An 11,492-nucleotide genomic window follows, 5' to 3' on the forward strand; every position below is an offset into this window, starting at 1 on the left:
GAACCCGACGGGATCGTGGGGCGGGACGAGGTCCTGCCTGCGACCGTGCTGGGTGAGCCGACCGCGGCGAGCCCCGTCCATGACGTCCCGAGATGCCCTTTGCCCGATCCCATCGAACGACCACGAGGTGCCCCCAGGTGAGCAACGCGAGCGGTTCCGCCGCGGCCCAGGCCGCGCAGGCCTCCGAGAAGCCCCAGCAGTATGACGTCGCCGAGATCGAGGCGCGCTGGCTGCCCTTCTGGGAGGAGGACGGCACGTTCGAGGTGGACCCCGACGACACTCGCGAGCGGCGCTATGTGCTGGACATGTTCCCGTACCCGTCGGGCGACCTGCACATGGGGCATGCCGAGGCCTTCGCCATCGGCGACATCCCGGCCCGCTATGCGCGGCTGCGTGGATACAACGTGCTGCACCCCATCGGCTGGGACTCCTTCGGACTTCCGGCGGAGAACGCGGCGATCAAGAACGACGCGCACCCGGCGGACTGGACCTACACCAACATCGACACCCAGGCGGCGTCCTTCAAACGCTATGCCATCAGTGCGGACTGGTCGCGGCGCCTGCACACCTCGGACGAGTCCTACTACCGGTGGACCCAGTGGCTGTTCCTGCAGTTCCACCGCCGGGGCCTGGCCTACCGCAAGGACTCCCCGGTGAACTGGTGCCCGAAGGACCAGACGGTGCTGGCCAATGAGCAGGTCGTCGACGGCGCCTGTGAGCGCTGCGGCACTCAGGTCACCAAGAAGGCCCTGAACCAGTGGTACTTCAAGATCACCGAGTACGCGGACCGGCTCCTCGACGACATGGAGCAGCTGGCCGGACGATGGCCGGAGCGCGTGCTGAGCATGCAGCGCAACTGGATCGGCCGCTCCACCGGTGCGACGGTCCGGTACGAGGTCGAGCCTGCCGAGGACGGCGCCGACGTCGAGCCGATCGAGGTCTTCACCACCCGCCCCGACACCCTGTACGGGGTGACGTTCATGGTGGTCGCCGCCGATGCGGCGCTGGCCGAGCAGCTGGTCACCGAGGAGCACCGGGAGGAGCTGGCGCGCTACCGCGCGGCGCTGGGCTCGGTCTCCGACATCGAGCGTCAGTCGGCCGACCGGGAGCGCACCGGCGTGTTCCTGGGCCGGTACGCGGCCCACCCGCTGACGGGAGAGCGCCTGCCCATCTGGGCCTCGGACTATGTGCTCGCCGACTACGGCACCGGCGCGGTCATGGCTGTGCCGGCCCATGATCAGCGGGATCTCGAGTTCGCCCGGACGATGGGGCTGGATGTCCGCGTCGTGGTGGACACCGGAGAAGAGGATCCCGCGGTGTCCGGCACGGCCACGGCCGGCGAAGGGACGTTGGTGAACTCGCCCGCCTGGGAGGGGCTGGGCAAGCAGGAGGCCATCGCTCGCGCGGTGGACGTCCTGGCGGAGCGCCAGCTCGGACAGGCCACGGTGAACTACCGGCTGCGCGACTGGCTGCTGTCCCGTCAGCGTTTCTGGGGCGCCCCGATCCCGATCGTGCACTGCCCCAGCTGCGGCGAGGTGCCGGTGCCCGAGGACGAGCTGCCGGTGCGGCTGCCGGCCGACCTGCGAGGCGAGCAGCTGGCTCCGAAGGGCCAGTCCCCGTTGGCCGCGGCGAGCGACTGGGTCACGGCGGACTGCCCCTCGTGCGGTGAGCCTGCCACCCGGGACACTGACACCATGGACACCTTCGTGGACTCCTCCTGGTACTTCCTGCGATTCCTGGACCCGCAGAACGACGAGCGCATCTTCGATTCGTCCGAGGCCGACCGATGGATGCCGGTGGACCAGTATGTGGGCGGCGTGGAGCACGCCATCCTCCATCTGCTCTATGCTCGCTTCTTCACCAAGGTCATCCATGACATGGGCCTGATCCGCTTCGACGAGCCCTTCAAGGCGCTGATGAACCAGGGCCAGGTGCTCAACGGCGGCAAGGCGATGTCGAAGTCGCTGGGCAACGGTGTCGACCTCGGTGAGCAGCTGGACGCCTACGGCGTCGACGCCGTCCGGCTGACCATGGTCTTCGCCTCACCGCCCGAGGACGATGTCGACTGGGCCGACGTCTCGCCGGCCGGGTCGGCGAAGTTCCTGGCCCGCGCGTGGCGTGTGGCCCAGGATGTGGCCAGCGCCCCCGGCACGGATCCGACCAGCGGGACCGCAGCACTGCGTGCGGTCACCCACCGCACCGTCCACGAGGTGGAGCAGCTGCTCGAGGACCAGAAGTTCAACGTGGTCGTGGCGCGGCTCATGGAGCTGGTCAACGCCATCCGCAAGGAGATCGACTCCGGGGCCGGCGCCGCCGACGCCGCGGTGCGGGAAGGGGCGGAGGTCACCGCACAGATCCTGAGCCTCGTGGCCCCCTACACCGCTGAGGACATGTGGGCGATGCTCGGGCATGAGGCCTCCGTGGCGAACTCGACCTGGCCCACCGTCGATGAGGCTCTGCTGGTCGAGGACACGGTCACCGCCGTGGTGCAGGTCAAGGGCAAGCTGCGGGACAAGCTGGAGGTGTCCACGGACATCACGGCGGACGATCTCGAGGCCCGAGCACTGGCGCTGCCGAAGATCCAGAAGTACATCGAGGCCGACGGCGGGGTTCGCAAGGTGATCGTCCGGGCTCCGAAGCTCGTCAACGTCGTCACGGGCTGACCCGATGGACCAGGTCTCGCGGGAGCGCAGGGACCAGGGCCTGGCAGCCTGGATCCGGTCTTGTGAAGACGCCCTCACGGTTGGCGGACCCCGTCGATCCGGGCTCTGGGGGCCGCGGCGACGGCAGGGCGGCGTCGCAGTGGTGACGGATTCCTCCTGCTCGCTGCCCCCGGCCCTGCTGAACGCCGCCCGGCCCCCGGTGACCTCGGTGCCGATCCCCGTGATGATCGGTGATCAGTTCTACGCGGGGGAGACCGGGGCGTCGGCAGGCGGCGGCGAAGGTGCCGAACTGGAGCGCGATCTGGCCCTTGCGGTCGCCCAGGGTGCACCGGTGCGCACCTCCCGTCCCTCTCCGGGCCGCCTCCTTCAGGCGTTCCGCGCTGCCGAGGCGGCCGGCTGTGAGGGCATCGTGGCGGTGCACCTGTCCTCCAAGCTCTCCGGCACCGTGGACGCCGCGCGTCTGGCTGCCGAGGCCGCGGGCGTCCCGGTGCGTGTCGTCGACTCGCAGCTCACCGGCGCCGCACTGGGGGACGCCGTGCTGGACGCCGCCGCTGTGGCTGGTCGCGGTGGGTCGATCGACGCCGTCGCTGACGCGGCCGAGCGGTGCGCGCGTGGGGCGAGCGCTTTCTTCGTGGTGCCGAATCTGGAGCAGCTGCGGCGAGGCGGCCGGATCAATGCCCTGGCTTCCCTGGTGGGCGGCCTGCTCTGGGTGAAGCCTCTTCTGGGGCTTGAAGACGGCGAGGTGCAGCTGGTGGAGCGGCCCCGCACGATGCCGCGAGCGATGGAGCGGCTCATGGCCCGCGTGGAGGAGGCGGCCTCCGCGATGGACGACCCACGCCTGGTGGTCCACGGCTTCGGCAATCTTCCGGAGGCGCTCGAGCTGGCGGACCGGGTCTCGGGGCTCTCGGCCCGGCCGGTGCCGGTGGTCGACCTGCCTCCCTCGCTCGCAGCGCATCTCGGCCTGGGGGCGCTGGCGGTGTGTCTGACGCCGTCGCCGCGGTGAGGGGCCGAGCGCGGCCCGGTCCTGAGGAGGCCGGCGTCGGCGGAAGGCGCCTGAGTCACAGTGTCCTTCCCTGTGGTGTCCTGCCCTGTGGTGTCCTCCACAGCGGGGTTCTCTGCGGGACTGACACGCCGACGTCTCCACATCCTTCGGGGCGCGGCTGAACGGTGCATCGCCGTGGTCCTAGCCTGACGGCATGGAGGATCATGGGCTCTGGGACGAGGCGCCGGTGCTCTCTCGCCGGGAGCGCCTCAGGCAGGAACGAGAGGCCGCTCTGCGACGTCCTGCACGCACCCGGTTGCGGATCACAGCGGCGGTCGCGCTGGTGGTGGCGCTGCTCGCCTGGCTGCTCGTCTCGTGGCTGATCAGCAGCCCGTCCTCGTCTGAGCCGCTGCCGGAGGCGCCGGCGCTCGACAGCGCACAGGAGGGTGCCCAGGAGGGTGCCCAGGAGGGTGCCCAGGAGGCGGGGCGGGGGGAGGCGCGTCCGCGGGAGACGCCGCCCGGTGCGGAGGGCGGCCCCGCCCCTGGTCAGGGCACGCGGCCGGATGAGGTGCCCGAGCAGCGCTCGGATGAGACGGGTGACGACGGAGCTGACCACGACGGTGCTGACCACGACGGTGCTGACCACGACGGGGCTGACCACGACGGGGGGCAGCTGGTGGTCCACGTCGTCGGCGCAGTCCAGGAGCCGGGCGTCGTCGAGCTTGACCCGGGGGCGCGGGTCCATGACGCGGTGGAGCAGGCCGGCGGGGCCGAGGAGGACGCGGCGCTGGAGGTCGTGAACCTGGCCGCGCCCCTCGTGGACGGCTCGCTGATCCATGTCCCGACCCACGCTGACGTCGACGCCGCCGAGCCGGGGGCGTCGTGGGTCCAGGACGGCCACGGCGGCGACGAGGGGAAAGAGTCTGAGTCCCTGGGGCCGCACGACTCCGGTCACCACGATGGTGGTGAGCCCGGGACACCGGTGGTGGACCTCAACACGGCCGAGGCCGCAGATCTCGAACAGTTGCCGGGGATCGGACCGGCGCTTGCCGAAAGGATTTTGGAGCACCGGGCCCGGCACGGTCCCTTCGGCTCGCTCGAGGAGCTGGCCGCGGTCCGCGGGATCGGACCGGCGATCCTGGAGGATGTGGCCGATCAGGTGACCTGGTGATCGCGGCTCATCGAGGGGACGACGACCCCGCGGGCCGGGCGACCGACCCTCCGGGGAACGCCGCCGGCCCTGTGCGCCCGGTGGACCTTCGGCTGCTGCCCGCTGCCGCGACGGCCTGGGCGGTGGCCTGGGCCGCAGTGCACAGCAGCACTGCGATCTCGGCAGCCCTGGGAGCTCTGCTGGGGATCTCCGGTCTGGCGCTGCTCGGGGTCCTGGTGCTGCTGCGCCACCTCATGCCACGGGGACGACGGTCATCAGCCCCGGCGGTGCAGGTGGCGGTGTGCTGCGTCGCAGGAGCCGCCGTCGCACTGAGCTGTTCCGGCGCTCAGCGGCAGATCGACCTGAGCGGATGGCCCACGACCGTCAGCGAGGACATTCCTGTCCAGGTGCAGCTCGAGCCGACAGGGCCCGCGCGGGAGACGGTCCGCCCCGGTCCTGACGGCACGGTTCGAGTCATCGTGCCGGTGACCGTGCGGGCCTACGCGCAGCGGCCCCGTGGTCCGAGCTCAGCCTCCCCACCCGACTCATCCTCTCCATCAGGCTCTGGCGCGGCTCGCTCGGGCGACGAGGAGCCGACGTGGCGCCAGGTGGACGCCGCGGCCGTCGTGCTGCTCACTGAAGCGGAGGCCGCTGGGCTCAACCGGGATCATGCCGATCGTGCCGTCCGGTTCGAAGGAATGGTGCGGTCGACCCCTGCGGACTCGGGAGACAGGAGCACAGCATTGCTGACCCCATTCGGGGAGGGTGCTCTGGTGCCGGTTGCGGATGCGCCAGCACAGGTCGGAGGGATCGCGGCCCGGGCGGCCGAGACCTGGGAGGGATGGCGGAGCGACGTTCGCCGCGGGACCATCGAGCTGTCCTCGCAGACGGTGGGCGACGGTCCTGAGCTGCTGCCCGGACTCATCCTCGGTGACAGGAGTGTTCAGTCTCGCGAACTGTCGGAAGCCATGCAGGTGGCAGGGATGACGCATCTGACAGTCGTGAGCGGGACCCACTGCGCACTGGTCATGGGGGCACTGCTGGCGCTGCTGCGTCTGTTGCGGGTGCCGCGGGGTCCCGGGCTCGTGCTCGCCCTGGCGGGTCTGATGCTCTACGTCGGCCTGGTCGATCAGGCTCCGAGCGTGGTGCGGGCCGCCGTGATGGGCGCGCTCGGGGCACTGTCCCTGTTCGCGGGACGTCGGAGGGTCTCGTTCTCGCTGCTCTGCGTCTGCGTGCTGGGCATGCTCATCTGGGATCCCTGGTACGCAGTGGATGCTGCCATGCAGCTGTCAGCGGCGGCGACCGCCGGGATCGTGCTGACCGGGGCTCGCATCCAGGAGGCCTTCGCCCGGGTGTTGCCCGGGGTGGTCGCCGGTCCGCTGGCGCTGGCTGTGTCCGCTCAGCTGTTCGTCACGCCGCTGCTGCTGCCGCTGGCCGGCGGGGTGACCACCTATACAGTCCTCGCCAACGTGCTCGCGGCCCCGCTGCTGCCGCTGGCGACCGTGCCCGGGCTGCTGGGCGCGCTGCTGGCCCCGGCGCTGCCGCCGGTCGCCGGCGGCCTGCTGGGCCTGTGCGCCCTTCCGGCGGCCGCCATCGGGTGGATCGGCCGGACGGCGGCGGGCCTGCCGCGTGCCCTGGCTACGTGGCCGGAGGGACTCACCGGGACGGTCCTGGTGTGTCTGTACGTGGTGACGGTGCTCCTGCTGGCCCGGCGGCTCATGGCAGGAGGGCGCGAGGCGGGCGGTGCCGGTGGTGCCGGTGGTGCCGGTGGTGCCGGTGGTGCCGGCAGTGCGCAGGACGGAGGGCGCGTCAGAGATGCCTCCCGGGGAGGGGTGGCAGCATTGCGACACACAGGAGCCCTTGTGTGGCTGTCTGGCGCCCTGCTGGGGTCCTTGGCCGCCATGGTGCTCCCGGCGCCCCTGGAAGGCCTCACCGCCCCTCCTGAGGACTGGACGGCGGCGATGTGCGATGTCGGGCAGGGCGACATGCTCGTGGTGCGCACCGGGCCGACTGCCGCCGCCGTCGTGGATGCGGGGGAGGACCCGGAGGCCGCCGACAGATGCCTGAGGAGTCTCGGTGTGGGCACCGTGGACATGCTGTTCGTCACCCATGAGCATCGAGATCACTACGGAGGGGTCCCCGGAGTGGTGCGAGGACGGGACGTCGGCGAGGTACTCCACGGAGGCACGGCCGACTGGGCCCCTCATCACGAGTCTGAGCTTGCCGAGGCGCTCGGTGAGGTGCCCGTGCGGCGGGCCGAGCAGGGCGTCGTCGGACACAGCGGGGGAGCGGACGATGTCGCAGAGGTGCAGTGGCAGGTGTGGTTGGCCCATCAGCACCATCCGGAGCCGAACGACAACTCGCTCGTCGTGCTGTTCGAGCTGCAGGACCCCCACGCGGAGCCTCAGGCGCCGGGCGGCTCGCAGGATCCGCTGCGCCTGCTGGCGACCGGGGACCTCGAGGAGGACGCCGCACGGCTGGCGGTGCTCACCGGAGCGATGCCGGAGCATGTGGACGTCATCAAGGTTGCGCATCATGGAGCCGCCAACGGCGGCACCGAGACCATCGAGCACACCAGTCCCCGTGTCGCCCTGATCGGCGTGGGACAGGACAACACCTACGGGCATCCGGCTCCGTCGATCCTGCAGGCTCTCCGGACTGAGGGTGCCGCCGTGTATCGGACGGATCTGCACGGCGGTGTGGTGCTGACCCTGCGTGGGGGAGCCCTGCATGCTGACGCGTTGGCGGCGCGCTGGTGATGCTCGTACCGAGCCATGGAGCCCTGCCCTGAGCTGTGCTGCCCTGACCGCCCTCGACTGAGCCATTCGTCCCCGACACACACTGAAGGCGGCTCCCCACAGGCCAGGAGCCTACGGGGAGCCGCCTTCAGCTGCGGCAGCGGCGGATCAGCGGGATGAACCGCTGTCCTGGGGGATCAGAGAGCTGATCAGAAGACCGGGAGCTTGAGCTCCTGGCCGACGAAGATCAGGTTCGGGTCGTCGATGCCGTCGACGTTGGCGCCCCACAGGTCCTGCCAGTCGTCGATGCCCAGGGCGTCGGCGATGGAGGACAGCGAGTCGCCCGCCTCGATCGTGTAGGTCTCGTCGGAGACCTCAACCTCGGTGTTCGGCTGGGCAGACGGGGAGGACGGGGCCGGAGCCTCCTCCTGCACCGGAGCCTCCTCCTGAGCCGGAGCCTCTTCCTGCTGCGGGGCCTCCTGCTGGGTCTCCTGAGCCGGAGCCTCTTCCTGCTGCGGGGCCTCCTGCTGAGTCTCCTGAGCCGGAGCCTCCTCCTGCTGCGGGGCCTCCTGCTGAGTCTCCTCAGCCGGGGCCTCCTCCTGCTGCGGGGCCTCCTGCTGGGTCTCCTCGGCCGGGGCCTCGTCGCTGCCCGCGTCGGAGGAGGTGGAGGTGCCCGGGTTGCCGGAGATGCCGAGGCTGGCGGTGCAGGCGGGCCACGCGCCCCAGCCCTGGATGGCCTGGAGCTTCTCGGCCCGGTGGATCTGCTCCTGCTTGGAGGCCTGGTGCGGGTAGCCGGAGCCGCCCACTGCCTGCCAGGACTGCAGGGAGAACTGCAGGCCGCCGTAGTAGCCGTTACCGGTGTTGATGGACCAGTTGCCGCCGGACTCGCACTGGGCCAGCTGGTCCCAGACGCCCGAGGCGTTGGCGGCGGGGGCCGCCGTAGCGACGCCGACGCCGGCGAGGGTGGCAGCAGCCAGGCCGCCGCCCACGATCTTCTTGAAAGTCTTGGTGGTCTGCATAAGGCAGTAGCTCCGAAGTCCCCGACACTCGGACCCTCCCGGGCCGTCGTCATGTCACCGTCCAGCTTCTTTCACGTCGAATCGCGATCACGTACACAGGGCCGACTGAACGGACGGTGACGGGGAGTCTGTCGGCCCCTGCGCTTCCGTGACGCCGACGTCGCCGATCCGGTACGTCCAGATCACGTCAACATCACGGAAGATGTCCGCCACCCAGTAAAAGGTCTCAGAACGATTGCGTCAACCCGGCCGACACGCAGTGAAACGAGGACGATCCGCGCCATGACACGGATCCGGGCTCGTTATCGTCTCGTGATCTGACTTGCTGTGAAAAACATGTGAGTGGTGTCGGCGGCTGTCCTCCGGTGCAGCCAGGCATTCATCGGCCCAGGTCAGAGGCCTACCGAAGCGAGAAAGTCGTTTCTGAGCCGCCCGTCCGGGTCGAAGTGTCGGCGTAGCCGCGCGAAGTCCTCCCACCGGGGGAAACGGGCTCGCAGGGCGGTGGCGTCCAGAGCGAACAGCTTGCCCCAGTGCGGCCGGGCAGAGGCCGGCAACGCTTCCTCCAGGGCTGGCAGCAGAGCTGTCACACCTTCCTGGTCGGGGTGCCAGGTGAAATGGAACCCCACGGTGTCCCCGGCGAAAGCGGGGCTCAACCACAGGTCGTCGCCGCGCATCGTGCGTATCTCATTGGCCTGCAGAAGCGGTCGGATACGGTCGGCGAGTCCGCGGACCGCCTCGAATGCCTCGACGGCGTCCTGGCGGGGCACCAGGTACTCGCTCTGCAGCTCGGCACCTGCTGACGGTGTGAACTCCAGCTGGAAGTGGGGGAGGCGGTCGTACCACGGCCCGGGCAGTCCGCCCTGTTCCGAGCAGGACGCCGCCGAGACTCCCGGCAGCGGATGGCGCTTCCCGTCGGCGACGCGGGCGTCGAGCAGCTCGACGAGCGCATCGGTCTCTGCCTGGTCCACCTGGGCAGGGACGGGAGCCTTGACCCACATCTGGTCCGCGACGTCGGTGCGGCTCCACGTGGTGAAGATGCTCACGCTGCGCCCGAGGCCGGTGACGGCGTCCAGGTTCTCCATCACTGCGTCCCACCGGGGTGCTTCGAATACGGTCTGGGCCACCTCGTAGGTCGGCTCGACATCCAGCTCCACGGTGATGACCGCACCGAGTGCGCCCAGATTCACCACGGCGCCGTCGAAGTCCGGCTCGCCGCGCCGCAGTGTATGCACGGACCCGTCCGGGGCCATGATCTCCAGGGATCGCACGGCGGAGGACAGAGTGCCCACCCGGTCGCCGGACCCGTGGGTGCCGGTGGCCACGGCACCGGCCACGGAGATGTGTGGCAGAGATGCCAGGTTATTCAGCCCGAAGCCCTGCTGATGGAGGGCGGGGGCGAGGTCCCCGTAGCGCATCCCACCGGCGACGGTGACGGAGTCCTCGTGGACCTCGAGCATGGCGGGCATCTGGTCGAGGCAGATGAGGGTCCCAGTGGTGTCGGCGATGGTGTTGAAGCTGTGGCGCGAGCCCAGCAGGCGCTTGCGTCCAGGCCGGGTCATCGCCTCATGGAGCTCGTCGACAGATCGCGGATGCGCCACCTCAGAGGCTTGGTACGTCAGGTTTCCGGCCCAGTTGTGCTCCGCCGATGCTTTCTGTGAAGTGCTGGGACCGTCCTGGTCGTGGCCCGCTGCGGCCTCTTGCCCTGCGCTCATGTGCTGTGCCCTCCCGCTGTACTCTCTGGCGTGGTCGTCCTGCCGTCGGCGGCGTGGTCCCGCACTGCCTCGACAGGCGAGGCAGACCCCACGGGGCCCGGGTCCATGGTCCACGTGTGGCGTGGGAGTCGGCACGGCGCAGGCGCGACATGTACAACGATGAAATCTACAGGATGTCCGGTGAGGATGCCCTGGAGCGACCGGCGACCGGCGACCGGCGACCGGCGACTGGAGTCCGGTGAACGCGGGCGGTCCTTCAGGAGAGAAGGTCCCGAAACGACGACGAGGTGTGAACTGCGGAGGAATGCGTTCTTCCTTCGCAGTTCACACCTCGTGTGACATGGGGTGAGCGACGGGGCTTGAACCCGCGACCCTCGCGACCACAACGCGATGCTCTACCAGCTGAGCTACGCCCACCATGTTCCGGTCCCGGCCTGGCGGCCCTTCTCGGATCTCTGCTCGACCGATCCGGGCCTCCGGAGCGCTCGAGCAGCGCGAACCAGTCTACACACATTTCGGAGTGAATGAGACATCGACCCCGGTCGCAGGCCGGTGTGATGTTCGCCTCATCGGCTGCGAGGACTCTCAGAGCGCCCGGAAGACGGTGCGCCGGTAGTGCTTCAGCTCCTCGATGGAGTCCCGGATGTCACCCAGGGCCCGGTGGTTGCCGGTCTTCGCCGGGGCCCCGGCGCGAGCTTCCGGATACCAGCGGGCGGCCAGCTCCTTGATCGTGGAGACGTCGATGATCCGGTAGTGCAGGTGCTCGGTGAGCTTCGGCATCCCCAGGCGCAGGAAAGCCTTGTCCGCGTGGACGGAGTTGCCGGCCAGGGGGGCGGCTCCGGCCTCGGGGACCCAGGCCGTGACGTAGTCGAGCACACGTCGTTCCGCCTCAGCGAGGCTGACCCCGCCCTCCAGCTCCTCCAGGAGGCCGGAATCGGTGTGCATGCGACGCACCACCGGGGCCATGTGATCCAGCGAGCCCTCCGGGGGACGGATGACGACGTCGACGCCGTCGCCGAGGATGTTCAGCTCGCTGTCGGTGACCAGCGCGGCCACCTCCACCAACACATGCGTGTCGGGGTCAAGGCCCGTCATCTCGCAGTCGATCCACACCATGCGTCCGGACCAGTCTCCGGCAGCGCTCCCGCCCGCGGGCGAGGCCTTCTTCTCAGCAGCAGTCTCGGTCCTGGTGTCAGTCCTGTTGTCAGTCACAGCTCAACCCTATCCC

Annotated in this window: 7 protein-coding genes and 1 tRNA gene; 4 read left to right on the forward strand and 4 right to left on the reverse strand. The window is 70.0% G+C overall.

Features of this window, described 5'->3' with window-relative positions:
- Positions 1–137: 137 nt before the first annotated feature.
- From leuS to Q7C18_RS03570, 4 genes are all read left to right on the forward strand, one after another.
- Complete coding sequence (leuS, locus tag Q7C18_RS03555; RefSeq protein ID WP_311024226.1) at positions 138–2,663, forward strand: leucine--tRNA ligase; 2,526 nt, start codon at positions 138–140, stop codon at positions 2,661–2,663.
- A 142-nt stretch (positions 2,664–2,805) separates the two neighbouring features.
- A complete protein-coding gene (locus Q7C18_RS03560; protein ID WP_311024227.1) occupies positions 2,806–3,666 on the forward strand; it encodes a DegV family protein in 861 nt (286 codons plus the stop codon).
- Between the two features lie 193 nt (positions 3,667–3,859).
- Positions 3,860–4,816 (forward strand): ComEA family DNA-binding protein, encoded by a 957-nt coding sequence (locus Q7C18_RS03565; protein WP_311024228.1) that lies wholly within the window; start codon positions 3,860–3,862, stop codon positions 4,814–4,816.
- On the forward strand, positions 4,813–7,554 hold the full coding sequence (locus tag Q7C18_RS03570) for a ComEC/Rec2 family competence protein (protein WP_311024229.1): 2,742 nt from the start codon (positions 4,813–4,815) through the stop codon (positions 7,552–7,554). Before Q7C18_RS03565 ends, Q7C18_RS03570 begins: the two co-directional genes overlap by 4 nt.
- Before the next feature lie 188 nt (positions 7,555–7,742).
- On the opposite strand, the gene Q7C18_RS03575 is transcribed toward Q7C18_RS03570, so the two are convergent.
- From Q7C18_RS03575 to orn, 4 genes are all read right to left on the reverse strand, one after another.
- The gene (locus Q7C18_RS03575; protein ID WP_311024230.1) at positions 7,743–8,552 is read right to left on the reverse strand and encodes a transglycosylase family protein; all 810 of its coding nucleotides are present in this window, start codon (positions 8,550–8,552) and stop codon (positions 7,743–7,745) included.
- A 392-nt stretch (positions 8,553–8,944) separates the two neighbouring features.
- The gene (locus Q7C18_RS03580) at positions 8,945–10,264 is read right to left on the reverse strand and encodes an FAD-binding protein (protein WP_311024231.1); all 1,320 of its coding nucleotides are present in this window, start codon (positions 10,262–10,264) and stop codon (positions 8,945–8,947) included.
- Between the two features lie 341 nt (positions 10,265–10,605).
- A tRNA-His gene (locus Q7C18_RS03585) sits at positions 10,606–10,681 on the reverse strand.
- 168 nt (positions 10,682–10,849) lie between these two features.
- Positions 10,850–11,380, reverse strand: a complete 531-nt coding sequence (orn, locus tag Q7C18_RS03590; RefSeq protein ID WP_311024441.1) for an oligoribonuclease — start codon at positions 11,378–11,380, stop codon at positions 10,850–10,852.
- Positions 11,381–11,492: the final 112 nt, after the last annotated feature.

This window comes from Nesterenkonia sp. CL21, from assembly GCF_031705515.1.
GTDB classification, from domain to species: domain Bacteria; phylum Actinomycetota; class Actinomycetes; order Actinomycetales; family Micrococcaceae; genus Nesterenkonia; species Nesterenkonia aethiopica.